We start from the raw sequence: 25,266 nt of genomic DNA, 5'->3' as shown, positions 1-25,266 counted from the left end.
GAGCAAGCTCGGTACTACAAGAGCGTCGTACGCCGATCCGTCGCCGCCAATATTCCTTCGATCGCCTCGATGGTGCGCGGCACCGCGCCGCGCTCGCGTTCGACCACGGCCACGGCGGCTTCGCTCATGGCCCGGGCCCGTGCCGGCTCGCTGAGGATGCGCACGATCTGACTCCCCAGCGCCGCCCCGTTGGCGACCCGCAGCGCCGCGTTCTCGCGCACCAGGGTGTCGGTGATCTCGGCAAAATTAAAGGTGTGCGGGCCTATCAGGATCGGCTTGCGCAAGGCCGCCGGCTCCAGCACATTGTGGCCACCGATGTAGTCCAGACTGCCGCCGACAAAACAAGCGTCGGCGCAAGCATAGAACTTCAGCAACTCACCCATGCTGTCGACCACGAAACACTGCGAATCCAGCGAGGCGATCGAATCCTCGCTGCGGCAACTGGTGCGAAAGCCATAGGAACGGCATAGCGAGATCGCCGCCCTGAAGCGCTCCGGGTGCCGTGGCACCAGTATCAGCAGCGCATCCGGAAATCGTCCCAGAATGCGGGCGTGGGCCTGCAGCACCGCCGCCTCTTCACCCTCGTGGGTGCTGGCCGCGATCCAGACCGGTCGCAGCGCACCCCACAGCTCACGCCATTCGCGGGCGTTGTCGTCCAGGCCTGTCGGTACCGCCATATCGAACTTGATGTTGCCAACCACGCGCACGCGCTCCGGCGGCGCACCCAGTTGCAGGAAACGCTGACTGTCCACCTGCGACTGTGCCGCCACCAGGGTGGCGCACTGCACTGCCTCGGTGATCAGGGAGATCGCCGGACCATAGCCACGCAGGCTGCGCTCGCTCAGGCGCGCATTGGCGATGAAGATGGGAATCTGGCGCTCACGGCAGGCGAAATACAGATTCGGCCAGATCTCGGTTTCCATCACCAGCGCAATGCGCGGTTTCACGCGCTTGAAGAAGCGCTCGATCGCCGCCGGGAGATCGTAAGGCAGGTAGACGTGAAACACCCGGTCGCCGAACTGCTTGAGCACCCGATCGGAGCCGGTAGGCGTGATCGTGGTCACCACCAGCGGCGCGTCAGGGTGACGTTGCATCAGCGCCTCGATCAGCGGAATGGCGGCATTGAACTCACCCACCGAGACCGCGTGCACCCAGATCGAGGACTCGAAACCGGGATCGCGAAACCAGCCAAAACGCTCCAGCCAACGCGAAAAATAGCCTCGATTGCGCAAGCCACGAAAGGCCAGGCGATACAGGATCACCGGCATGGCGAGATACATCGCGAGCGTGTAGAGGCGGCGCGAGAGACGCATGAGCAGCCGAATCAGGTCGGGCGCGCAGTATCGCAGCTGACGGGGCACGGTGCTTTGGGTTGTTGGTTGCTGGTTGTCGGTTGCTGGCAAAAGCTGACCACCTTGCCTCCGTGCGGCGCCAGCTCTCACCGACAACCAACAACCAAGAACGAACAACCGCCTTTATGATGCCCCCATGCGCAAGGTCAAAACTGCCGCCAGGCCGCTCTGGCATCCCTATTGCTGGCCCGGCTGGATCGGCGTGGCCCTGCTGTGGCTGATCGCGCGGATTCCGCATCGGCCAGCACTGGCCATGGGTGCGGCCATTGGGCCGCTGGTGCTGGCATTGCTGCCACGACGGCGGCGCATCCTCAGACGCAATCTGGCGCTGTGCTTCCCGGAATGGACAGCAGAAGAACGCCAGCGTGTCGCCGCCGAGAACGCCCGCGAATCGGGGCGCATGCTGGTGGCCTTTGCCTGGGGTTGGTTCGGCTCCATCCGCCGAGTCGCGCGCCTCAAGGTGACCGTCGAAGGTCTTGAGCACATCGAGGCCGCGCGCGCGGCCGGGCGCGGGGTGTTGCTGGTCGGTGCCCATTTCAGCCATCTGGAACTCGCCGGTCGATTGCTGTGCCGCTTCATGCCGCTGGCCGGCATGTATCGCGAGCACCACGATCCGGCCTTCGAGTGGGCAGTGAAGACAGCACGACTGCGCTACGCCGACGCAATGTACCGGCGCGACGAGTTGCGCGGCGTGCTGCGCTATCTCAAGAGCGGCGGAGCGCTCTGGTATGCGCCCGATCAGGAATACCGACGCGGCGAGCGCGTGTTTGCACCGTTCTTCGGCATTCCGGCGTCCACGATCACGGCTACGCACCAGCTGGCACGACTGAGCGGCGCCGCGGTGATCGGCTTCGAACACCGCCGAATGCCTGATGGCAGCTACGGCCTGCGCCTGCATCCGCCGCTGGTGGATTTTCCCAGCGACGACGCGCTGGCCGACACCAGCCGGGTCAATGCGCTGATGGAACAATTGATCCGCGCCTGCCCCGAGCAGTACCTGTGGCTGCATGCGCGTTTCAAGACCCGTCCCGACAAGGCAGATCCAGCGCTGTACGACTGAGCGGCGTGCGCTAGCACACCCTGCCGAGCAAGCTCGGCACTACCAAGGCCCCGCACACCGATGCTCTCGTAGAGCGGAGCTTGCTCCGCTGCTTCTGCCGGGCTTCTGCTCTTCGGTCCGGTAGAAGTGTCGGCGATTCCGGTTTCGACCGTCTCGACACGATCGCGCCCCTCTGCAGGCCTCGCTGTTGTAACTTTGCGCATCTGCCCACGACGGACCACCCGCCATCGAACTCGCCAACGCCACCGAACTCTTGCGGATGCTCGCTGACACCAGTCGGGTGCGCCTGCTGGCCTTGCTGGTCGACGAAGAGCTGACCGTGGCCGAGTTGTCGACCATCACCCGGCTCAAGCAGCCGCGGGTGTCCACGCATCTGTCCAAGCTCAAGGAGGCGGGTCTGGTCATGGATCGCCGCTCCGGCGTTGCCGCCTACTACCGCGCCACTGCCGAGGATTGGCCGCCAGCGACTCGGGCGCTTTGGGGGAGCCTGCGCACACATACCGCAGATGCGGTGTTGATCGAGGATCAGGCGCGGCGTCAGCAAGTCCTGGATGCACGCCTGGGGGCGTCCAGTTGGGCCGATACGGTGGCCGGGGACATGGAACGCCACTACTCACCGGGGCGCAGCTGGGAAGCCTCCATGCGCGCCTGTCTGGAACTGCTGGAACTCGGCGATGTGCTCGATGTGGCGTCCGGGGACGGTGCACTGGCGCAGTTGCTGGCGCCGCGCACGCGCACCCTGACCTGCGTGGATTTCAGCGAACGGGTGGTGGCGGCGGGGCAGGCACGGCTGGCCGATCAGCCGCAGGCGCGCGTGGTACAGGGCGATATGCATGCCCTGCCCTTGCCGGATGCCAGCGTTGATCTAGTGCTCTTGCTGCAGGCGCTGCCCTATTCCGACCGCCCTTTGCAGGTGTTGACCGAAGCCGCCCGGGTGCTGCGTGCGGGCGGACGCCTGCTCCTGACCTGTCTGGATCGGCACCAGCACCGCACGGTTGTGGCACCCTTCGGGCACCGCAATCTGGGATTTGGCGCCGATGAACTGGCCAGCCTGCTGGCCCAAGCCGGTTTCGCGCAGCCACGCATCAGTGTCGGCGGCGTCGAGTCGCGCCCACCGCATTTCAAGGTCTGGGTGGCGACGGCCTGCGCCGGGGATTCGAGCGATCGGCCCTTCTGCTAGAGGCGAGCCCGCCACGTCTTGACGTCAATCGCTCCAGGCCAAGGCGAGTTTCGACAACAGCCTTTCTCCGCGTTCTCTGTGCGTCTTCTCCTTGTACTCTGCGTCCGGCTTCTGAGCGCGCCCCTCGTCAGACCAAGGTACTTGCACAGCGCCCTGGTCAAGCACGCAGCGTGTTGCTCGCGACGCGAGGTCGCTCCTACGAAGAGCACCCGCCCCTGCAGGAGGGCACCGACAGGGGCCTCCCCGGTGTAGAGCTCCACCTCTGCCTTCCCCACCTGCGCCCGTGCCAACCCGTACCGACAACCGACAACCGACAACCGAGAGTCCCCCGCCTGCGCCCATGCTCCATGGCTTTGGGATACACTCCATCGCTCCATCGCGATAAAAGGATCGGCCGTCCAGACGGCTGAAACAGGCTGATGATCGAACTGCCCTACAAGAACCCGTCCGAGGCGGCTCGCCTGATGACTGATGCGCAGCGGCGCATCCTGATCCTGGACGGTGCCATGGGCTCGATGCTGCAGCGCTACAAGCTGGAGGAGTCCGATTTTCGCGGCGAGCGCTTCGCCGACTTCGGGCATGAACTCAAGGGCAACAACGATCTGCTGGCGCTGACCCAGCCCAAGATCGTGCAGGCGGTGCATCAGGCCTATCTGGACGCCGGCGCCGATCTGATCGAGACCAACAGCTTCAATGCCACCCGTGTCAGTCAGGCCGACTACCATCTGGAAGCGGCCACCTACGATCTGAACGTGGCCGCGGCCAGACTGGCGCGCGAAGTCTGCGATCGCCAGAGCGAGCGCACCCCGGAGCAACCGCGTTATTGCGTGGGCGTGCTCGGACCGACCAGCCGCACGCTGTCGATCTCGCCGGACGTCAACAACCCGGGATTTCGCGCCATCAGCTTCGACGAACTGGCCGAGGCCTACCGCGAGTCCACCGAAGGCCTGATCGACGGTGGCGCCCAGATCATCATGGTCGAGACCATCTTCGACACGCTCAATGCCAAGGCCGCGCTGTACGCCATCGACCAGGTCTACGCCCGCCGCGGCTACCGCCTGCCGGTGATGATCTCCGGCACCATCACCGATCGCTCCGGGCGTACGCTTTCCGGCCAGACCGCCGAGGCCTTTGCCTATTCGGTGGTGCATGCCCGGCCCTTCTCCATCGGCCTCAACTGCGCGCTTGGCGCTCGCGATCTGCGGCCCTACGTGGAAGACCTGGCCCGCAGCGTCGATGCCCTGATCTCGGCGCATCCGAATGCCGGCCTGCCCAATGCCTTCGGCGAGTACGACGAGTCACCCGAAGACATGTCCGGCACCATCGGCGAATTTGCCGAATCGGGCCTGGTCAACATCGTCGGCGGCTGCTGCGGCACCACGCCCGAACATATCCGCGCCATCGCCGCCAAGGTCGCGGCGATGCCGCCGCGCGAACCCGTGCGTCCGGCTGCGCACACCCGGCTGGCCGGCCTGGAACCACTGGTGATCACGCCGGAGCTGAATTTCGTCAACGTCGGTGAGCGAACCAATGTCACCGGCTCGGCGCAGTTCAAGAAACTGATCAAGGAAGACCGCTACGATCAGGCGGTCGAAGTGGCGCGCCAGCAGGTGCAGAACGGCGCCCAGATCATCGACGTCAACATGGATGAGGGCCTGCTCGATTCGGAAGCCGCCATGACCCGCTTCCTCAACCTGATCGCCGCCGAGCCCGACATCGCCCGCGTGCCGCTGATGATCGACAGCTCCAAGTGGAGCGTGATCGAGGCCGGCCTCAAGTGCGTCCAAGGCAAGGCCATCGTCAATTCGATCAGCCTCAAGGAAGGCGAAGAGGCCTTTCTGAGCCATGCCCGCAAGGTGCAGGAATATGGCGCTGCGGTGGTGGTCATGGCCTTCGACGAACAGGGCCAGGCCGACACCGTCGAACGCAAGGTCAGCATCTGCAAGCGCGCCTACCACCTGCTGACCGACAAGGTCGGCATGGCACCCGAAGACATCATCTTCGATCCCAACATCTTCGCCATCGCCACCGGCATCGACGAGCACAACGACTACGCCGTGGCCTTCATCGAGGCCTGCCGCCAGATCAAGGCGCAGATGCCCGGTGTGCACATCTCCGGCGGCGTCTCCAACGTCTCCTTTGCCATGCGCGGCAACAATCCGGTGCGCGAGGCCATCCACTCGGTGTTCCTGTACCACGCCATCCGCGCCGGCATGGACATGGGCATCGTCAACGCCGGTGCCCTGGCCATCTACGACGATCTGCCCGAAGAACTGCGCGAGCGCGTCGAGGACGTGGTGCTGAATCGGCGCAGCGACGCGACAGAGCGACTGCTGGAGATTGCGTCGAAGTACGCCTCTGCGGGTCCCGGGTCCCGGGTCCCGGGTCCCGAACAAACGGAGTGGCGCGGCTGGGAGGTCGAAAAGCGCCTCGAACACGCGCTGGTGCATGGCATTGACGAGTTTGTCGAGGCCGACACCGAAGCTGCGCGGCAGCGTGCGGACAAGCCGCTGGAAGTGATCGAGGGGCCGCTGATGGCCGGCATGAACGTGGTCGGCGACCTGTTCGGAGCCGGCAAGATGTTCCTGCCGCAGGTGGTCAAGTCGGCGCGCGTGATGAAGAAAGCGGTGGCCTATCTGATCCCCTACATCGAGGAAGAGAAGCGCCGCAGCGGCGATGTCGCCAAGAACAACGGCAAGATCCTGCTGGCCACGGTCAAGGGCGATGTCCATGACATCGGCAAGAACATCGTCGGCGTGGTCCTGGCCTGCAACAATTTCGAGGTGATCGATCTCGGCGTGATGGTGCCGACACAGAAGATTCTGGACACTGCGCGAGCGGTGGGCGCCGACATCATCGGCCTGTCGGGACTGATCACGCCCTCGCTCGACGAGATGCACCATGTCGCGCGCGAGATGAAGCGTCAGGGTATGAGCCAGCCGCTACTGATCGGCGGCGCCACCACCAGCCGCGCGCACACCGCGCTGAAAATTGAACCGCATTACGACCAGCCCGTGGTCTGGGTCAAGGACGCCTCGCGCGCGGTCGGCGTGGCCCAGAATCTGGTCAGCGTGCTCGAACGCGAGCGCTTCGTCGCCGAGATCAAGGCCGATTACGCCGACGTGCGCGAGCGCCACAAGGATCGCGGCCCCGGCAAACGCCTGGTGTCGCTGGCCCAGGCCCGCGGCAACCGCTTCGACGGCGACTGGGCCAGCTACCAGCCACCCGCGCCGAAGAAGCTCGGCCTCACGGTCTTCGACAACTATCCGCTGGAAGAACTGCGCAAACTGATCGACTGGACCCCGTTCTTCTCCACCTGGGAACTGGCTGGCCGCTATCCGGCCATTCTCGACGACGCCGTGGTCGGCACCGAGGCCCGCAAGCTGCTGGTCGATGCCAACGCCATGCTCGATCGCATCATCGCCGAACGCTGGCTCACTGCCCGCGGCGTGATCGGCCTGTGGCCGGCCAATTCGGTGGGGGAGGAGGTGGAGGTGTATGCCGGTGACGCCGGGACTCGGGACTCCGATGATGCCGGGACTCGGGACTCGGGACTCGGGACTCGGAACCACGCCGGAACCTCGGCCTACGGGCGTCAGCCGACGCCAACAGCAGGGGCGGAGATTGTCGGAGATGGCCGATCCGGCTCTTCGAGTCCCGAGTCCCGAGTCCCGAGTCCCGGCTTGCTAGCCTCCCTCTCCTTCCTGCGCCAGCAGGCCGACAAACCACCCGGCCGACCCAATCTGTGCCTGGCCGATTTCATTGCGCCGAAATCCTCTGGCAAGTCCGATTACATCGGTGCTTTTGCGGTGACCGCCGGGATCGGCATCGAGCAGCATGTGGCGGCCTTCGAAGCCGCTCATGACGACTACAGCGCGATTCTGCTGAAAGCCCTGGCAGATCGCTTGGCCGAGGCTTTCGCAGAGCGCATGCATCAGCGCGTGCGGCGTGAGTTCTGGGGCTATGCGCCAGATGAAGAACTGGACAATGACAGCCTGATCGACGAGCGCTATCGCGGCATTCGACCGGCTCCCGGCTATCCCGCCTGCCCCGACCATACCGAGAAGCGGGTGATCTTCGATCTGCTGGAGGCCGAGGCCAATGCCGGCATTGAACTCACCGAGAGCTATGCCATGTACCCGGCCGCGGCGGTCAGCGGACTGTACTTCGCCCACCCCGACAGCCAGTACTTCGTGGTCGGCCGGGTGAGCAAGGAACAGGTCGAGGACTACGCCCACCGACGCGGCCAGTCGCTGCGCGAAGCCGAACGCTGGCTGGCGCCGGTGCTGGATTACGATCCGGAGGAGTAAGAGCTGGTTGTTGGTTGTTGGTTGTTGGTTGTTGGTTGTTGGTTGTTGGTCGGAGGCGCGGGGCGCGGGGCGCGGGGCGCGGGAAAGGCTACGGGCTTCGGGCTTTTGTTGGTCCAGACTTGTCTGGACCTACGACAGCGCTTCTTCAGCAGACGTAGCGCGGCTCCGGCGCGCGTGGGCCTGGATTCGTGCCTTCTGGTTCTTCGCGCCGGCGGCCGCGGCTTCGTGGACCGCAATACGCCGGGCGCCTCGCGTGTGTGGAAGGTGGCTCGACCAATGCCCGTCGACGCGAAGGACCCTGCCTACACGAGCGCCCGGCGATACATGACCCGTGGGCACATTCGGGCCGGAGCAGATGGCTTTCCATGAACCCATGTCGTCATGATGCGTCATTGCGAGGAGCGCAGCGACGAAGCAATCCGGGGTATCGCCGCACACCTCTGGATTGCTTCCCCCGGATCAAGTCCGGGGTCGCAATGACGCCGGGGATTCATGGTCCGTCGGCAGTGTCGGGCCGACACAGGTGGCTTGCTACGACGCCGCCGACATTGCCCCAGGCATGTCTGCAGCCTTGATCCAGCACATCGCGTCACCGCGGTTGCTCTGTCAGTATGGGCCGTCGTCCACCGGAGTAGACGCATGAGCGCCCCGGAAAGCTGGCTGGAAGAAACCCGATCGGCCTGGCTCTATGAGCAACTGGCGGCGATAGAGCCTGATCCCCGCATCGCGGCACTGTTCCTGAAGCTGGGCGCTGAGGCCGGCAAGCAGCGTGAGACCTGGGCCGCCATCGCTGCCCGCGAGGGCCGCCCCCTGCCCGGCTTCGTGCCCGGCCCGCGCGAACGCCTGACCTTGTCTCTGGCCCGGCGCTTGGGCCCGCGGCGCGTCAAGCCCTTGCTGGCGGCGCTGAAGATCCGTGGGTTGTCGGCCTACGATGCGGTGGTCCCGGGTCACGCCCTGCCCTTGAAGCTGGAAGACGTCGGTGGTCGCCACAAGAGCATGGGCGGCGGCAATCTGCGCGCGGCCATCTTTGGCGCCAATGACGGCCTGGTCTCCAATACCAGCCTGATCCTGGGCGTCATCGGCGCCTCGGCCAGCACCCAGGCCACCATCACCGCGGGCATCGCCGGGCTGCTGGCTGGCGCCTTGTCGATGGCGGCAGGCGAGTACGTGTCGGTGCGCTCGCAGCGTGAGCTGTTCGAGTACCAGATCGAACTGGAACGTCAGGAACTGGCGGAGTATCCGGAAGCCGAAGCGGCCGAACTGGCGCTGATCTATCAGGCGCGCGGGCTCTCGGAGGCTGAATCAATGGCTCTGGCCAATCGACTGACCGCCGACCCCAAGGTGGCGCTGGATGTGCTCGCCCGCGAGGAACTGGGCCTGAACCCGGATGATCTGGGCTCGCCCTGGGGCGCGGCCGGTTTCTCCTTTGCGTCCTTCACGCTGGGCGCGTTGGTGCCGCTGCTGCCCTTCTTCTTTGGCGGGCAATTGCCCGGCGCCGGCTATCTGGGTGCGGCGCTGGCCAGCATCGGCCTGTTCGCCACCGGCGCCAGCCTCAGCCTGTTCACCGGCCGTTCGGCCCTGGCCGGCGGTGCCCGCATGCTCGGCATCGGCGCTGGCGCCGGCGCCCTGACCTGGCTGATCGGCAGTCTGTTCGGGGCGGCGGTGGGCTGAGCCGCCTTGAAGGGAACAGCGTTGGACGCGAAGGACGCGTAGGTCATGTTGGCCGCGAAGCGGGCTACGTGACATCGGCGGCCGAGTCGCGTCGTTGGGGAGAAGCGTTGGACACCAAGGAAAAGCAGAAAGATCGCGAAGGTATGGGCCGGGTCTGCGGCGCGGCCTGATCGCCAACTGTGGGGCACGACACGACACGGTAAGACGCCGCTCTTCCCGGGCAAGCCCCGTCTATTCCGCCGATCGCGGCCGCCGACGCGAACGGGTCATCGCTTCCGGCCAGGACTGCGGCGCGTCGGAGCCGCGCTACCGCAAGCTTTTCGACGACCACTCTTGGGGGAGCGGGGAAAACGGGTTCCGGCTGAGGCCTTGTCGCCAACCTTCGATCGGCTCTTCTTGGCGTCCTTTCTGCTTTTCCTTAGCGTCCTTCGCGTCCAAGAATCGAGACTCCGACCCGCGACGCACCAGCTCAGGCGGCAGCTACCAGACCAGATCGTCCGGCACCTGGAAGCGGGGATCGCTGTAGTCGTCATCCGGGTTGTTGGAAGCGCCGATGCCCTCGGGCACGAACAGGGCCACGTGCTGAGGTGCGATGCTCAGGGCTTCGCGGATGATCTCGGGGCTCAGGATCAGGAAGCGACCATCGACCTGCGCCACGCCCAGTTCGCCGGCGTTGAGCTGCTGGAACTGCTCAGGGGTGACATTGACCTTGCGGATCTTCTTGCCATAGAAGAAGTTGCGCGCATGCTCCCCGGCCGGGTTGTTCTGGGCCTTGCCAGCCACCAGTACCGACAGCTTCTGGCGCTGCTCGCGCTTGCGCTGGGCTTCTTCCTGAGCGCGCTTCTGCGCTTCTTCGCGCTCGCGTTTCTCGGTTTCGGCGCGGATCTGGTAGGCGTGCGCCAATGACGGCTCGCCGCCGGACTTGGCTTCGCGCGGCGGACGTGGCTGCCCCTCGGGTTTGCGTGCTTGCTGCGATGGCCCACCGCCGCGCTTGTGCGGAGGCCGACCATCCCGGCGCTGATGATTGGGCTTGGGATCCGCCTTGGGCTCAGGCTTGGACTGGGTAAAGCCCGCCTGGAGCAGCTGATCGCGTAGGGACAGACCCATCGTGGCGTCTCAATCAGGGCAATGCGGACGATGCCGCGTCAACGGGACCAGTCGATGTGCTGCTGCCTGGCAACAACACATCGACTGCACTGCTTCGGCGCGATCCGCCGGTCACTTGGATCAGGCGGCAGCCTGTGAGCCTTCCATCTGCTCTTCAGGCAGATTGACCTTGTTGTAATCACCGAGCACGCGCATCAACAGGATGACGCGCTCGGAGCCGTCGGTGGTCAGGAACACACCACCAAAATCCACCAGTTCGCTGTCGGCAAACTTGGCAGCGACGGCCTGACGCGCGGCGCCGTTCAGGCGAATGACGCCATTCTGCTTCTCGCCGCACAACTGCAACTCTTCGATCACCTCGGGCGGAACCTCGGCAGGCTCCAGACCAAAGCGGACCAGGTTGCGCACCCCACGGGTCGAGCGCACACGCGCCAGATTGTCCGTCATCGGGTTGGCGTGCAAGAACAGGTAGTTGGGAAACAAGGATTCCACGCGATCCACCCGACCCTTGGTGGTCTTCAAGGTGCGGCGGATTCGGGGATACAGACACTGATAGCCCTCACGAGTGAGATGCTCAACAGCGCGGGCCTCTTCTCTGGGGCGAGTATTTACGACGTACCACTTCACGATCGCGGTCCTCTCCTGCAGTCTGGCGAGTGCGAACCACCGTCGGAGACGGGCGACCCCGCAGCGTCGCGTAGACTCATCGTCTGCACGCGCAGTCCATTGGGGTAAAGCCGGCTCGCTCGGGGAGCCGTGGAGGGGGGATTCTAAAGAAAGCCGTTGTAATCGACAATTCTTGACGTCGACGGCGGAACGTGCAGGCATTCCGTTCCTGAATGCCTGATTCAGAGATCGCAAACATCCCGGGCCGGCACCGGCCCCCTCCGAAACCCCGTCATTCGCCGCAGAACAATCTCACAATCGATTGATCTTTCAGGCTTTCTCGATACCAAGCAAATCACTGAAATGGGCCACGGTCTGTGGCAAACCCTGCTCCAGCGAAACCTTGGGTTGCCATCCAAGTCGGGATTGGGCCAGATCGATGACCGGGCGTCGCTGGGTGGGATCATCGGCCGGCAAGGGATGGAAATCGATACTCGAACTGGATTTGGTGATTGCCAGCACCCGTTCCGCCAGTTCCAGGATGGTGAACTCCCCGGGATTGCCAAGATTCACGGGGCCAGTGAAGTCATCGGGCGACTCCATCAGCCGGATCAGACCATCGACCAGGTCATCCACATAACAGAACGAACGGGTCTGATCGCCCTTCCCGTACACCGTGATCGGCTCGCCGCGGAGCGCCTGCACGATGAAATTGGACACCACGCGACCGTCGTTGGGGTGCATGCGCGGACCATAGGTGTTGAAAATGCGCGCCACCTTGATGCGCAACTGGTGCTGGCGGTGATAGTCGAAGAACAGCGTCTCGGCGCATCGCTTGCCCTCGTCATAGCAGGAGCGGATGCCGATCGGATTGACATGGCCCCAGTAGCCTTCGGGCTGCGGGTGAATCTGCGGATCGCCATAGACCTCGCTGGTGGAGGCCTGCAGGATCTTGGCCTTGACCCGCTTGGCCAGGCCCAGCATGTTGATGGCGCCGTGCACGCTGGTCTTGGTGGTCTGCACCGGATCATGCTGGTAGTGGATCGGCGAGGCCGGGCAAGCCAGGTTGTAGATCTCGTCCACTTCCACATAGAGCGGGAAGGTGACGTCATGCCGCATCAACTCGAAGGCCGGATGGCCGATGAGATGAGCGACATTGGCCTTGGCGCCGGTAAAGAAATTGTCGACGCAGAGCACATCGTGTCCCTGCGCAATCAGGCGCTCACACAGGTGTGAGCCGAGAAAGCCGGCGCCGCCGGTGACCAGTATTCGCTTCCGCTCGATATCGCGCATGGTGGATCCTCAGACGAAATCGGGGCGTTGCACGCTACGGCCGCGGCCGATGCCGTAGTAGGCAATACCGGCCGCTTCCACCACCTTGGGGTCGTAGATGTTGCGTCCGTCAAACAGCACCGGCGCGATCATGGCCTTGGCGATGCGGGCGAAATCGGGACTCCAGAAGGCCTTCCACTCGGTCACGATGGCCAGCGCATCGGCGCCATCCAGCGCATCCATGGCCTCGTCGACCAGCACCAGATCGTCACGCTCCCCGAACACCCGCCGCGCCTCATGGGCGGCCTCGGGATCGAAGGCCCGTACCTTCGCGCCAGCAGCCCACAAGGCCTCCATCAGCGTGCGACTGGGGGCTTCGCGCATGTCATCGGTGTTGGGCTTGAACGACAGGCCCCAGATGGCGATGGTGCGGCCCTTCAGATTGCCGCCGAAATGGGATTCCATCTGGGCGTAGAGCTTGGACTTCTGGTCGTAGTTGACCGCCTCGACCGCATTCAGGATACGGGCCTCGTAACCGACGCCGCGGGCGGTGCGACCGAGGGCCTGCACATCCTTGGGAAAGCAGGAGCCACCGTAGCCAATCCCCGGATAGATGAAGGCGTAGCCGATGCGCGGATCGGAGCCGATGCCAAGACGAACCGCTTCGACATCAGCACCAACGCGCTCGGCGATGTTGGCCACTTCGTTCATGAAACTGATCTTGGTGGCCAGCATGGCATTGGCGGCGTACTTGGTCAGTTCCGCCGAGCGCTCATCCATCAGCACCAGACGCTCGTGATTGCGGTTGAAGGGCGCATACAAGGCCTTCAGCGCGGCAATGGCCTTGGCACTGCTGCTGCCAATGACAATGCGATCGGGCTTCATGCAGTCCTTGACGGCATCACCTTCCTTCAGGAATTCGGGATTGGAGACCACATCGTAAGGCACCTCGACGCCGCGCTCCGCCAGCGTGGCGGCAATGGCAGCGCGCACCCGATCGGCCGTACCCACCGGCACCGTCGATTTGTTGACCACGACCGCATAGCGCGAGAGGTGGGTGCCGATATCGCGCGCCACCGACAGCACATAGCGCAGATCGGCGCTGCCATCCTCATCGGGCGGGGTGCCGACGGCAATGAAGATGATCTCGCCGTGCGCGGTCGCGGCCGCGGCATCGGTGGTGAAGCGCAGCAGGCCCGATTGGCGATTGCGATGGACCAGATCCTCCAACCCGGGCTCGTAGATCGGAATCTCGCCGCGATTGAGGCGATCGATCTTGCCCGCGTCCACATCCACACAAATGACCTGATTGCCGGCCTCTGCCAGGCAAGCGCCTGTGACCAGACCCACATAACCGGTGCCGAAAATCGCTACACGCATGCCTTGCTCACTCGAACAGGAGCCTTTCGGGGCGCACGCAGACGCCGCCACTGGCCCGACGGGGGCCGACTATAGCGGCGAAGGCGGCGAGCGGCACGCTGAAATGCCGGTTGTTGGTTGTTGGTTGTTGGTTGTTGGTTGTTGGTTGTGCGTTTTGGGTTGTGGGTCCGATGCAGATACTTGCGGCTACGCGCCCCTGTGGGAGCGGCTTCAGCCGCGAAGCTGTCGCGAGGCCTGCCAGTTTTGTGGGTCCAGACTTGTCTGGAGGCTTCTCGCAGGCCACGCCAAGAGCGTCCAGACAAGTCTGGACCCACAAGAGCCTGAAGCCTGTAGCCTTTCCCCTGCCCCCTGCCCCGTGCCCCGTCGCCCTGCCCCGGCTTTTCCCTGCCCCACAAACGCAAAAGCCGCCTTGCGGCGGCTTCTGCACTGGGACTGATCGGACTCGATCAGTTCAGGATTTCCTTGAGCTCGACTTCGAAGATCAGCACTTCGTTCGGGCCGATGCCGCCCTGCGGCTGTCCCTGCTCGCCATAGGCCAGATTACCCGGGATGAAGAACTTGTACTTGCTGCCGACGGTCATCAGCTGCAGGCCTTCGGTCCAGCCCGGAATCACGCCGTTCAGCGGGAAGGTGGCCGGCTGGCCGCGATCGATGCTGGAATCAAACTTGGTGCCGTTGATCAGGGTACCGACGTAATCGACCTTGACCTGATCGGTGGCCTTGGGCTTGGCACCCGTGCCTTCGGTCAGAACCATGTACTGCAGACCGCTCTCGGTGGTCTTCACGCCAGCAACCGTCTTGTTCTTGGCCAGGAACTCGTCGCCCTTGGCCTTGTTCTCGGCGGCTGCCTTGGCGCGCTCGGCTTCACGCTTGCCCTGCAGCATGGTGCGGAAGTCACCGCTGACCTTCTGCGCTTCTTCTTCGGTCATCAGCGTCTTCTCGCCGGCGAAGGAGTCGGCCAGACCCTTCTGCACCATGGCCATGTCGACATCGCCCTTGATGTCCTGAAGCTGCTTGCCCCACAGCATGCCGATCATGTAGCTGTTCTTGTCCTTGTCGGTCTTCAAGGCCGGATCCATGGCCAGCGCCGGCAGCGCGATCAGGGCGGTACCGAGTGCGAGCGCGATAGCGCTCCTGGAGAGCAGTGATTTCATCGATGATGTCCTTCTGGGGGCTGTAGTCGGAATGAGGAACCGGATTCAGGAGCGGCGTCTGCGGCACCAGCGACTGGCGCCGCCCGCACTTTGGCTTCCCAAGCCCGCTATTCTGCGGTCTATGAATGAACTTCGGCAAACGCACGTGCTGGGAATACAGGGAACTAATCGGGCAATTTCGGGTCGTCGCCCATGATCAGGGCGCAATCGATGACCCTGGCGCGCGGCAGCCGTGCGCTGATCCAGAACGCGACCTTTGACCTGCCGCCGGGCAGTCGGGTGGGCGTGGTAGGCCGCAACGGCAGCGGCAAATCCTCGCTGTTTGCGGCTATCGCCGGCGGCCTTACGCCCGATGCAGGCGCCCTGGTGGTGCCCGGACACTGGGTGCAGGCCAGCGTGGCCCAGCATATGCCACACAGCGAGCAGACGGCACTGGCCTATGCATTGGCCGGTGACGAAGAGCTGGTGAGCCTGCGCCTGCGTTGGGAACAGGCGCAACAGCAGGCCGACGGCCATGAGCTGGCGCATCTGGCGGAAGCCCTGGATCACGCCGGCAACTGGGACGCCGAAGCGCGCGCCGCCCAGCTGCTGCGCGGGCTGGGCTTTTCCGATAGCGATCTGGCGCGTGGCGTCAACGAGTTCTCTGGCGGCTGGCGCATGCGCCTGGCGCTGGCGCGCACGCTGATGTGTCGATCGGACCTCTTGCTGCTGGACGAGCCCACCAACCACCTGGATCTGGACACGGTGCTGTGGCTGGAGGGCTGGCTGAAACGCTACAAGGGCACGCTGCTGGTGATCTCGCACGACCGCGATTTCCTCGACTCGGTGTGCACCCACACGCTTTATCTGGACGGCAGCAGCGCCGAACTCTACGTCGGCGCCTTCTCGGCCTTTGCCCGTCAGCGCGCGGCGCGGATCGAGCAGGCACGCAAGGAAGCCGCCCAGATCGAAATCAAGCGCGCCCACCTGCAGCGCTTTGTCGATCGCTTCAAGGCCAAGGCGACCAAGGCCAGGCAGGCCCAGAGCCGGGTCAAGGCGCTGGAGAAACTGCACGCGGCACCGGTGCCGGCGGAAGAATCGGAAGTGCACTGGACGGTGCCGACGCCCGCCAAGCTCCCCGATCCGCTGCTCAGCATCCAGAAGGTCGCGGCCGGCTATGGCGAGCGCCGTGTGCTGGACGGCGTGTCGGTGTTTCTGGAACCCGGCGACCGGGTCGGGCTGCTCGGGCGCAACGGTGCTGGCAAGTCGACGCTGATGAAATTGCTGGCCGGCGTGCTGGAACCGATGTCCGGCGAACGCAAGCCAGCCCGCGATCTGGCCATCGGCTATTTCGCCCAATCCCAGGTGGAAGAACTGCCGGCCGAGGCCACGCCGCTGGCGCTGACCCGCGAGAATGTGCCGGGCTGGTCGGATCAGATGGCGCGCGACTATCTCGGTGGTTTTGGCTACGGCGGTGAGCTGGCAACCACACCGGTCGGGCCGCGTTCCGGCGGCGAGAAGGCGCGTCTGGCCCTGGCACTGCTGCTGGCCCACAAGCCCAATCTGTTGCTGCTGGACGAGCCTACCAACCATCTGGACATGGCGGCCCGGGCGGCACTGGTCGAGGCGCTGCAGGATTTCCCGGGCGCCGTGGTCCTGGTCAGCCACGACCGCGCGCTGCTGGAGAGCTGCTGCGAGCGCTATCTGCGCGTGTATGCCGGTGGTGTCAGTGATTTTGACGACGATCTGGACAGCTATGCGCGCCTGTTGCGCGGCGAGGGCTCGCCAGGTAGCAGCAGCGCGCCATCGACAACGCCAGTCGCAAGTTCAACAGCACCTGCGATCGACCACAAGGAACGGCGCGCGCTCAGCAATCGCCTGAAGCGTCTGGAAGAACAGGTCGAAAAACTCACGGCAGCGGAACGCGCGGCGGAGCAGGCTCTGGTCGATGCCGCGACCCATCAGGGCAGCAATGCGCTGGAACTGGTCCGACTGGAACAGGCCCGGGCCGATGCCAGCGCGGCGCGCGAGCAGATCGAGCTGGAATGGCTGGAACTGGCGGAGAAGCTGGAGGGCGGATGAGCCGAGTTGCCCGCGACATCGCGGCTCTGACGGCGCAGCCAGAATGTCAGCGCGCGGCGGCCGTCGCGAAAACGCGATTATCCCGCTTGTGAGCGTGAAGGCCGGCGCGGCGCAGGCAACGCAGGTTGACGATATGGGCTGCTGCCAGGGCCAGGCCACCGCCCACCTGCAGCGCCACATGCAGCAGATCCGCGCTGTGCCAGTGACCGAAGGCGCCGCCAATCAGACCGAGTGCCGCGATGGCGCCGATCAGCAGCGGCGCCGACTGGCGGTGTTTCAGATAACCGCGGATCAATACGGTGCTGGCAAACACCAGCACCAGGGACACGAAGACCCGCTCGGCATCATGGGTCCACAGCAGCCATCGCGCCAAGGTCTGCCACTCGCTGTCCCAGGATTGCAGCGCCAGTTGCATGCTGGGAATCAGGCCAAAGATCAACGGAATCGCCGCGCAATGCACCGCGCACGCCAGCGACACGCCGGCGCCCAGCCCGTCCAGGCTCACTGATCCGCGATGTTTGGGGTGCTGCGGCATACTCATTCGACCATCACACCGGTGCGGCGATAGTGTAACAGTATAACATTGGTTCCAGACAATCCTCCATGAACGTGATGCCGTGTCCCAGCTTCTGATCATCGAGCAGCTACGCTTCGGCTGGCGCCCTGACCGGATCCTTCTGGATCTGGAAGCCGTGCATCTGGAGGCCGGCGAGAGCCTGTTCCTGCGCGGCGCCAGCGGTTCGGGCAAGAGCACGCTGCTGAATCTCATCGGCGGTGTACTGGCACCGGCCAGTGGCAGCATCCGCTTGCTGGGCACGGCCCTGGAAACACTGCGACCGGCCCAGCGGGACCGATTGCGCGCTGACCACATCGGTTACATCTTCCAGCAGTTCAACCTGTTGCCCTATCTGGATGCGATTTCCAACATCCACCTGGCCTGCGGCTTCTCGCGCCGGCGCCGCGAGCGCAGCGCCGCTGCCGGAGCACTGCGAGCCGAACAACTGCTGCAGCGGCTGCAACTGGATCCGGCCGAGTTGGCCGGGCGCCCGGCAGCCCAGCTGTCGGTGGGACAGCAGCAGCGCGTCGCCGCCGCAAGAGCACTGATCGGCGCTCCGGAACTGGTGATCGCTGACGAGCCGACCTCGGCACTGGACAGCGACAGCCGCGACCAGTTCCTGACACTGCTGTTCGAAGAATGCCGTCGCGCTGGCGCGGCACTGCTGTTTGTCAGTCACGACCGAAGTCTGGAGGCGCGCTTTGATCGCAGCCTCGAACTCTCGGCAATCAATCGCGCCGGAGCTGGCTGATGCTGCTGCGCATTGCCTCGGCCAGTCTCTGGAACCGGCGCCTCGCCGTTGGCCTGACCCTGTTCACGGTCGCCATCAGTGTCGCCCTGCTGCTGTTGGTCGAGCGCGTGCGGGTGCAGACCCGGGCCAGCTTTGCCAGCACCATTTCCGGCACCGACCTGATCGTCGGTGCCCGCAGCGGCCCGGTGCAACTTCTGCTGTATTCGGTGTTCCGCATCGGCGATGCCAGCAACAACATCCGCTACAGCACCTTCGAGGAATTGGCGGCACAACCGCAGATTGCCTGGGCCATCCCCATTTCCCTGGGCGACTCCCATCGCGGTTTCAGGGTGATGGGCACCAGCGGCGCGTATTTCGAACACTTCCGCCATGGCCGTGCGCAGCCCCTGCGCTTTGCCAGCGGCGCGCCCTTCAGCGCCTTGCACGAGGCCGTGATCGGGGCCACGGTGGCGGCCAAGCTCGGCTACCAGCTGGGGGACTCGATCATCGTCGCCCATGGCGGCGGCAATCACGACATCATGGTCCACGACGATCAACCTTTCCGCGTGGTCGGCATCCTGGCGCCCACCGGTACACCCGTGGACCACACGGTACACGTGTCGCTGGAGAGTCTCGAAGCCATACACGCCGATTGGCAACATGGCGTGCGCCTGCCCGCGCGCGGACCCGCTCAAGACCACGACCCTGATCACGGGCACGATACGGACCACGATCACGGGCACGAGGCCGACCCCGACCACCACAAACCCGAGAACATCACCGCGATCTTTGTCGGCCTGAAGAATCGATCCGCGGCCTTCGCCCTGCAACGCCAGCTCAACAACTACCCTGGCGAACCGCTGCTGGCGATCATGCCGGCTTACACGCTGACGCAACTATGGAGTCTGGTGGGGGTGGCCGAGTCGGCACTGATGCTGATCTCGATCTGCGTGGTGCTGGCCGGGCTGCTGGGAATGAGTACGGCGCTGGTCACGACGCTGAACGAACGTCGGCGCGAGATGGCCATCCTGCGCGCGCTGGGTGCCAGGCCCTGGCAGATCGCTGCCCTGCTGCTGCTGGAATCGACCGCCATCACCCTGCTCGGCGCATTGGTCGGCGCGCTGCTGATGGCAGTCGCTCTGTGGATCGCCGCACCCTGGGTCGCCGCGTCATTCGGGCTGTATCTGGATCCCTTCGCGTTCACACCGCGTGAGCTAGCCTTCTCCGCTGCGGTACTCGTCGGCGGCCTGATCGCAGGACTGATTCCAGCCTGGCTGGCCTACCGGCGATCACTGGCCGACGGCCTGACCCTCCACACCTGACCTCTGCCTGGGCCCCACTGCATGCGTCTGATCCTGCTCTGCTTCTTCCTGCTCCTGACCGGCGGCCGGGCCCTGGCTGCCGAGACCGCGGCCCGTGAGCTGGACTGGCTGGAACTCATGCCGAAGGACGAAGTGGAGGCGCTGATGGAAGCGCCCACGGTGGTTCACGACGGCATGTTCAAGGCCGAACAGACCGGCAGCTTCGAGGTCATCAAGGAACTGGACGGCATAGAGGTCAGAATCGCCGGCTACATCGTGCCGGTCGAGGTCGACAGCGACAACCAGATGAGCGAGTTTTTCATCGTGCCCTACTTCGGTGCCTGCATCCACGTACCGCCGCCGCCACCCAACCAGATCATCCTGGCACGACTGGCCAAGCCGATCCCGGTCACCGAGATCTACGACGCCTACTGGATCGAAGGTACGCTCAATGTCGAGACCATCAAGAACGACATCGCCGCCTCGGCCTATACCCTCGACGCCAGCAAGGTCACCCTCTGGGAGTAGATGCGACCTTGCATCGCGACGCCCTGTGGGAGCGGATTCATCCGCGACCGGTCATGCCGGGAACTCTCCAAGGGGACCCTGAAAAAGAGCAGGACGCGAAGGACGCGAAGGAAAAGCAACAAGAAGAGCCAGGAAGATAATTGCACGTGTTACAGGCCACATTGGCCGCGGCGCGGCCTGAGTGGCTGGCAAAGCTGTCACGTAGACCCTTCGGGTCAACGTGACTTACTTCCAAGTCCCTGTTGCGCGAATAAGCACGCCGCCATGTCAGAACGGATCTCACGTCCGGCGCCATGCCTGAATCGGCTCTTCTTCGTGTACTTTCTGCTTTTCCTTCGCGTCCTTCGCGTCCAGCTTCTGGCCTGTTACTGGCCGAAGAGCGTTCGCGGGCAGAGCCCGCTCCCACAGTGTTGGCACCTGCCTGTGGGAGCGGATTCATCCGCGATCAGCGGCTCACCGCAATCTGCGCCGGCGCCTCGCCGCCGCTCAGCACCTCGGCCTTGCGCACCAGATCCTCGAGTTCGGCGACCATGCCATAGCGGTCCTGACCCTTGTGCTCGGCGACCAGCCCGGCGATGGCGCCGAGAGCGAATCCATCCAGGTACTTGCCGCCACGCAGGGCCTCGCCGAAGGCTGCCACGGCCGCGGCCAGCTGCAGCTGCGCGGAACCGGCATTGATCTGGCGCGGGCGCGTGACCGTCTGTTCGATCAAGCGGCTGCGCTCCTGCTCGGGCAGCTTGTAGCGCAGTTTCAGCAAGGCCACTTCATTGGACTTGCCCTCGGCCTTTTCGGTGGCCGCGTAGCGCAGCGGCGGCAGCCGCAGAGCCGGCGATCCCACCGGGGTGAGCTCGTACAGGGCAGTGACCGTGTGGCCGGCACCGATCTCGCCGGCATCGACAGCATCATTGTTGAAGTCCTCGCGCGCCAGCATGCGGTTTTCGTAGCCGATCAGACGGTACTCGGCGACCACCGCCGGGTTGAACTCGACCTGGATCTTCACATCCTTGGCAATGGTCAGCAGGTTGGCGCTGAGTTCGGTGACCAGCACCTTGCGGGCCTCGCGCTCCGTGTCGATGTAGGCGTGGTTGCCGTCGCCCAGATCGGCCAGACGCTCGGCGATCTCATCGTTGTAGTTGCCCTGGCCGAAGCCCAGCGTGGTCAGGGCGATGCCACTCTTGCGCTCGCGGGTCACCAGGTCTTCCAGGTCCTGCTGATCGACCATGCCGACATTGAAATCGCCATCGGTGGCCAGGATCACGCGATTGACCCCGCCTTCGACAAACTGCTCGCGAGCCACCTGATAGGCCAGCTGGATGCCCTGCCCGCCATTGGTCGAACCGCCCGCTTCCAGCGCATCCAGTGAAGCAATGATCTGCGCCTTGTCGGCGCCGGAAGTCGACGGCAGCACCAGACCTGCCGCGCCGGCGTAAACCACGATGGCGATGTGATCCTGCGGCCGCATCTGCTCGACCACCAGCTTCATGGCCTGCTTGACCAGCGGCAGCTTGTCGGCACTCTGCATGGAACCGGAGACATCCAGCAGGAACACCAGATTGCTGGCCGGCAACTGCGCCAGTGGCACTTCGAAGCCCTTCAGGCCCACCTGCAACAGCCAGCGCTCCTGGTTCCACGGCGCCAGCGCCAGTTCGGTGTGGACGCTGAAGGGTTGCTCGCGGCTGTCCGGGGTCGGATAGGCATAGTCAAAATAGTTGATGAATTCCTCGATGCGCACGGCATCGGTGGGCGGCAACTGGCCCTGGTCGAGAAAACGACGCACATTGCTGTAGGCGCCGGTATCGACATCAATGGAGAAGGTGGACACCGGTTGCTCGCTGGCGGCGATCACCGCATTCGGCGTGATGTCGGCATAGCGTTCGGTGTCGGTGGGCTCGCCCACGCCAGCCCGGTTCTGCGGCCCATTGGGCAGATTCGTCGGTGCCGGGGCCACCGCACCCACCGCGATGGCCGTCTGCGCCACCACTGGAGCGGAGGGTTGTGCTTCCTGCGGCTTCAGCGCACGCGGCCTGGCCACCGCTTCCTCCTTGGCCAGCAAGACGTCACGGGTATCCGCTTTGGACTCATTCTGGCGCAGCTCGGGGCCGTCCTGTCTGGCAGTCTCGGGCGAGGGACTGTTGCGGGCGCAGGCGCCGAGGGTGAGCGCGGCGGTCATGGCCAATACCAAGGGCAGCGGACGAAGACAGAGTTTCATGGCGGTTCCTTCGGGTCAGGGCCGGCCGCTACTGGCCGGGTTGATCCGAGAAACGCGCCGATGCGCGCAATGGGGTTAAGCCGCTACATCGACACGGCGCAGCGCAGCTTCTCGGTCTGCGGACTGCGATAGAAACGGCGTAGCTGTGTGCGCGCCTGCGGATGGTCCAACCGGCCCTGGAATCGCTGCTGCATGCTGCCGCAGTAGCGTGCGGCGTAGTGACTGGCAAGCCGGTAGCGCTCGCTCTCCACCGCATCCAGCCCACGCTCGAAAGAAATGTGCTCGAACAGGCAGGCCAGCAGCGGCTGCGGACTGTCGGCACGCTGTTCGCGCCAGAGCTGATGCAGCAAGGCGAATTTGTCGACTTCGGCCTGCAGCTCCAGCTCCAGCTGCGTGCAGGGGCGCTCATGCAGGGCGTGCCAGACCACGCAGACGAAATGGCTGACACCCTCGATGACCGCGGCAAAGGCATCCAGCAGCTCCAGTTCGAAGGCGCGCAGGGGATTGCGTTCGATCAAGGGCTCAAGCAGTGCCCGATCCAGATACAGACTGAGTGACAGCTCGTCACCGCCCTGCTGCACCAGCAGCTGCTCACGGGCCTGTCGCTGGCCGCTGCCACGCAAGCGCCGGGCCAGCTCGGCGTCGCTGAACACATGGTCCGCCACCTGCGCCGGCAGGTCCAGATCGTAAAGCGCCTCCAGCCGATGTTGCAGCGCGTTGGTGAGGCGCTCTGCGGTCATCGGCGGCATGGCTCAGGCCGCCAAGGTCCGGAAGGCGTCGCGGCTGAGATTCTCCGGTTCGCCCTCGGTGACGTGGACATCGTCTTCGATGCGGATGCCGCCAAAGGGCAGCAACCGATCAATCAGCGACCAGTCGACGTTGGCGGCATCGGCCGAATCACGCAATCTGGCCAGCAGCATCGGGATGAAATAGAGGCCGGGCTCGATCGTCACCACATGCCCGGGCTCCAGCGTGCGCGTGAGGCGCAGATACGGATGCCCGGCGGGCTTGGGGATGTCGCCGCCGCGATCGTCGCGCTGGAATCCGCCGACGTCATGCACCTGCAGCCCCAGGAAGTGTCCCAGACCATGCGGGAAGAACACGCTGGTGACGCCGCGCTCGACCTGCGCCTCCGCACTCATGTTGACGATGCCGCTGCGCTGCAGGATCCCGCCCAACCTATAGTGACATTGCAGATGCAGCTCGCGATAGTCGAGGCCGGCGCGGACTTCGGTCACCAGACCCTGCTGCAACTCATCCATCTGTCCGATCAGATCAGCAAACAGCCCCGGATCGCGGGCGTAGCTGCGGGTGATGTCACTGCCATAGCCGGCCTCGCTGCCGCCGGCATCGATCAGGAAGCTGCGCGATTCGTCCGGACGCGGCGCTGGCGTGTGGTGGTAGTGCAGGATGGCGCCGTGCTCGTTGAGAGCCACGATGTTGGCATAGGGCAAGCCGTGGTCGGTGTGTCCGGCGGCGGCGCAGAAGGCCAGATGAATTTCATGTTCGGAAGCGCCATCGCGAAAGGCCGCCTCGGCGGCCAGATGGCCGCGCGCACCACGCAGGCTGGCGGCGCGCAGCTGCGCCAGTTCGTAGGGCGTCTTGCGGGCTCGGTGATAGTGCAGATAGGCCAGCGCTGCCTCGGGATTGTTGGGCACATAGCCGTCGATGGCGGCATTGTCCTCGCCGATGATGGCTGCCCGTGTGGCCGCCGGCAGAAATTGCGCCGCATCTTCCGGTGAGCGGATCACCTGCAGATCGAAATGCTCCACCCAGAATCCGGACGGCGCCGCCGGCGGCACGTGCCAGTAGTCCTCGGGTTGGTAGTAGGCCAGCAGCGGTCGCTTTCCCGGCGTGTAGGCAATCCAGCAGGCGGGATGCTGGGTCAGCGGCAGCCAGGACAGAAAATGCGGATTTGGCCGGAAGGGATAGGTCTGGTCATCCAGAAAGCCATAGCGCTCAGTGCCACTGGGGATCAACAGATGATCGAAGCCGGCGCGCTCCAATGCCACATCCGCCCGGCGCATCTGTTCGCGCAGGTGGTCCGCATACAGCTGCTGCAAACCCATGACTACCCTCGCTGCTGACTGGATGAGCGCACTTTACGAGAGGCAGCCGTCGAGGGCCAGTGCAGAATCACCCTTGCAACGACCATCGAACAGAGGGATGGTCAGATACCCCTGAACCGATGGAGATCCATGCTCATGACCGTCACATCCTTGTTGATCTTCCTGTTGATCGGCGCCGTCGCCGGCTGGCTGGCCGGACAACTGATGCGCGGCCGCGGCCTCGGCCTGGTCGGCAATATCGTCATCGGCATCATCGGCGCCTATGTCGGCGGCTGGTTGCTCGGCGGCGTGCTGGGACTGGCGATCGGCGGCGGCATCATCGGCGCCATCATCAACGCCACCATCGGCGCCGTCGTGGTACTGGCGATCATCGGGGTCATCAAGCGAGCCTAGCGTCGGTGTGTCGCGACGGCGAATCTTGTCGCCGCGACTCTGCCGGCGATCCGTGTCGGCCCGGCGCTGCCTGTGGGCCATGAACCACAAGCTCGCCTGTAGGACCGACCTCGCGTCGCGACCGCCAAGCCGCACGTCCGCCGCAGCGGTCGTGCCGCAAGGGCGCTCCTACAGGTGAACAAAGCCGGCGTTGTGCTCACGCGGACTTCAAATCAATCACTTGGGATCTGTGTTCACCGCTTTGCCTTGCCTGAAGCACAAGAATGGCCACGCTGGCGCGCTTCTCTCCTCGAAGCTTCTTCATCACCGAGCGAGGAGCGTCCAGAC

The 25,266-nt window shown here is 64.7% G+C and carries 19 protein-coding genes; 9 read left to right on the top strand and 10 right to left on the bottom strand.

Annotated elements, in window-relative coordinates; translation table 11 throughout:
• Nucleotides 1-14: 14 nt before the first annotated feature.
• A complete protein-coding gene (gene waaA, locus H7A19_03360) occupies nt 15-1,313 on the bottom strand; it encodes a lipid IV(A) 3-deoxy-D-manno-octulosonic acid transferase (protein MCP5473859.1) in 1,299 nt (432 codons plus the stop codon).
• Between the two features lie 175 nt (nt 1,314-1,488).
• On the opposite strand from waaA, the gene lpxL reads away from it, so the two are divergent.
• The 4 genes from lpxL to H7A19_03340 all read left to right on the top strand — a co-directional run bounded on the left by lpxL (nt 1,489) and on the right by H7A19_03340 (nt 9,573).
• Nucleotides 1,489-2,412, top strand: a complete 924-nt coding sequence (gene lpxL, locus H7A19_03355) for an LpxL/LpxP family Kdo(2)-lipid IV(A) lauroyl/palmitoleoyl acyltransferase (protein MCP5473858.1) — start codon at nt 1,489-1,491, stop codon at nt 2,410-2,412.
• 259 nt (nt 2,413-2,671) lie between these two features.
• Nucleotides 2,672-3,592: a metalloregulator ArsR/SmtB family transcription factor gene (locus H7A19_03350; protein ID MCP5473857.1), complete on the top strand. Its 921-nt coding sequence runs from the start codon at nt 2,672-2,674 to the stop codon at nt 3,590-3,592.
• Nucleotides 3,593-4,011: 419 nt separating this feature from the next.
• Nucleotides 4,012-7,902, top strand: coding sequence for a methionine synthase (gene metH, locus H7A19_03345; GenBank protein ID MCP5473856.1), 3,891 nt, complete (start codon nt 4,012-4,014; stop codon nt 7,900-7,902).
• Between the two features lie 639 nt (nt 7,903-8,541).
• A complete protein-coding gene (locus H7A19_03340; GenBank protein MCP5473855.1) occupies nt 8,542-9,573 on the top strand; it encodes a VIT1/CCC1 transporter family protein in 1,032 nt (343 codons plus the stop codon).
• Nucleotides 9,574-10,053: 480 nt separating this feature from the next.
• Here H7A19_03340 and H7A19_03335 read toward each other — a convergent pair whose 3' ends face one another.
• The 5 genes from H7A19_03335 to H7A19_03315 all read right to left on the bottom strand — a co-directional run bounded on the left by H7A19_03335 (nt 10,054) and on the right by H7A19_03315 (nt 15,092).
• The gene (locus H7A19_03335) at nt 10,054-10,680 is read right to left on the bottom strand and encodes a DUF2058 family protein (GenBank protein ID MCP5473854.1); all 627 of its coding nucleotides are present in this window, start codon (nt 10,678-10,680) and stop codon (nt 10,054-10,056) included.
• Nucleotides 10,681-10,800: 120 nt separating this feature from the next.
• On the bottom strand, nt 10,801-11,307 hold the full coding sequence (locus H7A19_03330; protein MCP5473853.1) for a transcriptional activator RfaH: 507 nt from the start codon (nt 11,305-11,307) through the stop codon (nt 10,801-10,803).
• A 309-nt stretch (nt 11,308-11,616) separates the two neighbouring features.
• Nucleotides 11,617-12,579, bottom strand: coding sequence for an SDR family oxidoreductase (locus H7A19_03325; GenBank protein ID MCP5473852.1), 963 nt, complete (start codon nt 12,577-12,579; stop codon nt 11,617-11,619).
• A gap of 9 nt (nt 12,580-12,588) precedes the next feature.
• A complete protein-coding gene (locus H7A19_03320) occupies nt 12,589-13,938 on the bottom strand; it encodes a UDP-glucose/GDP-mannose dehydrogenase family protein (protein ID MCP5473851.1) in 1,350 nt (449 codons plus the stop codon).
• Between the two features lie 446 nt (nt 13,939-14,384).
• Nucleotides 14,385-15,092, bottom strand: a complete 708-nt coding sequence (locus tag H7A19_03315) for an FKBP-type peptidyl-prolyl cis-trans isomerase (protein ID MCP5473850.1) — start codon at nt 15,090-15,092, stop codon at nt 14,385-14,387.
• A gap of 192 nt (nt 15,093-15,284) precedes the next feature.
• Between H7A19_03315 and H7A19_03310 the strand changes: the two genes are divergently transcribed.
• On the top strand, nt 15,285-17,153 hold the full coding sequence (locus tag H7A19_03310; GenBank protein ID MCP5473849.1) for an ATP-binding cassette domain-containing protein: 1,869 nt from the start codon (nt 15,285-15,287) through the stop codon (nt 17,151-17,153).
• 46 nt (nt 17,154-17,199) lie between these two features.
• On the opposite strand, the gene H7A19_03305 is transcribed toward H7A19_03310, so the two are convergent.
• Nucleotides 17,200-17,694: a MerC domain-containing protein gene (locus H7A19_03305; GenBank protein ID MCP5473848.1), complete on the bottom strand. Its 495-nt coding sequence runs from the start codon at nt 17,692-17,694 to the stop codon at nt 17,200-17,202.
• Nucleotides 17,695-17,770: 76 nt separating this feature from the next.
• Here H7A19_03305 and H7A19_03300 point away from each other — a divergent pair, with 76 nt between their 5' ends.
• Genes H7A19_03300 through H7A19_03290 form a run of 3 tightly spaced genes read left to right on the top strand, consistent with a single transcriptional unit; the run spans nt 17,771 to nt 20,268 of the window.
• Nucleotides 17,771-18,460, top strand: a complete 690-nt coding sequence (locus H7A19_03300) for an ABC transporter ATP-binding protein (GenBank protein ID MCP5473847.1) — start codon at nt 17,771-17,773, stop codon at nt 18,458-18,460.
• Complete coding sequence (locus tag H7A19_03295) at nt 18,457-19,761, top strand: ABC transporter permease (GenBank protein MCP5473846.1); 1,305 nt, start codon at nt 18,457-18,459, stop codon at nt 19,759-19,761. Before H7A19_03300 ends, H7A19_03295 begins: the two co-directional genes overlap by 4 nt.
• Before the next feature lie 21 nt (nt 19,762-19,782).
• Nucleotides 19,783-20,268 carry a DUF3299 domain-containing protein gene (locus tag H7A19_03290; protein ID MCP5473845.1) on the top strand — a complete coding sequence of 162 codons (486 nt, stop codon included), beginning with the start codon at nt 19,783-19,785 and terminating at the stop codon, nt 20,266-20,268.
• 445 nt (nt 20,269-20,713) lie between these two features.
• Here the strand turns inward: H7A19_03290 and H7A19_03285 are convergent, their stop codons facing one another.
• From H7A19_03285 to pepQ, 3 genes are all read right to left on the bottom strand, one after another.
• Nucleotides 20,714-22,477, bottom strand: coding sequence for a VWA domain-containing protein (locus H7A19_03285; protein ID MCP5473844.1), 1,764 nt, complete (start codon nt 22,475-22,477; stop codon nt 20,714-20,716).
• 83 nt (nt 22,478-22,560) lie between these two features.
• On the bottom strand, nt 22,561-23,217 hold the full coding sequence (locus H7A19_03280) for a hypothetical protein (protein MCP5473843.1): 657 nt from the start codon (nt 23,215-23,217) through the stop codon (nt 22,561-22,563).
• A gap of 12 nt (nt 23,218-23,229) precedes the next feature.
• A complete protein-coding gene (pepQ, locus tag H7A19_03275; protein ID MCP5473842.1) occupies nt 23,230-24,546 on the bottom strand; it encodes a Xaa-Pro dipeptidase in 1,317 nt (438 codons plus the stop codon).
• 135 nt (nt 24,547-24,681) lie between these two features.
• On the opposite strand from pepQ, the gene H7A19_03270 reads away from it, so the two are divergent.
• Nucleotides 24,682-24,939, top strand: coding sequence for a GlsB/YeaQ/YmgE family stress response membrane protein (locus tag H7A19_03270; GenBank protein ID MCP5473841.1), 258 nt, complete (start codon nt 24,682-24,684; stop codon nt 24,937-24,939).
• Nucleotides 24,940-25,266 lie beyond the last annotated feature (327 nt).

The sequence above is a fragment of the Rhodanobacteraceae bacterium genome, from assembly GCA_024234055.1.
Lineage (GTDB): Bacteria > Pseudomonadota > Gammaproteobacteria > Xanthomonadales > SZUA-5 > JADKFD01.
Note: the sequence above shows the minus strand (reverse complement) of the source record. Positions and strands in the feature narration are given on the sequence as shown.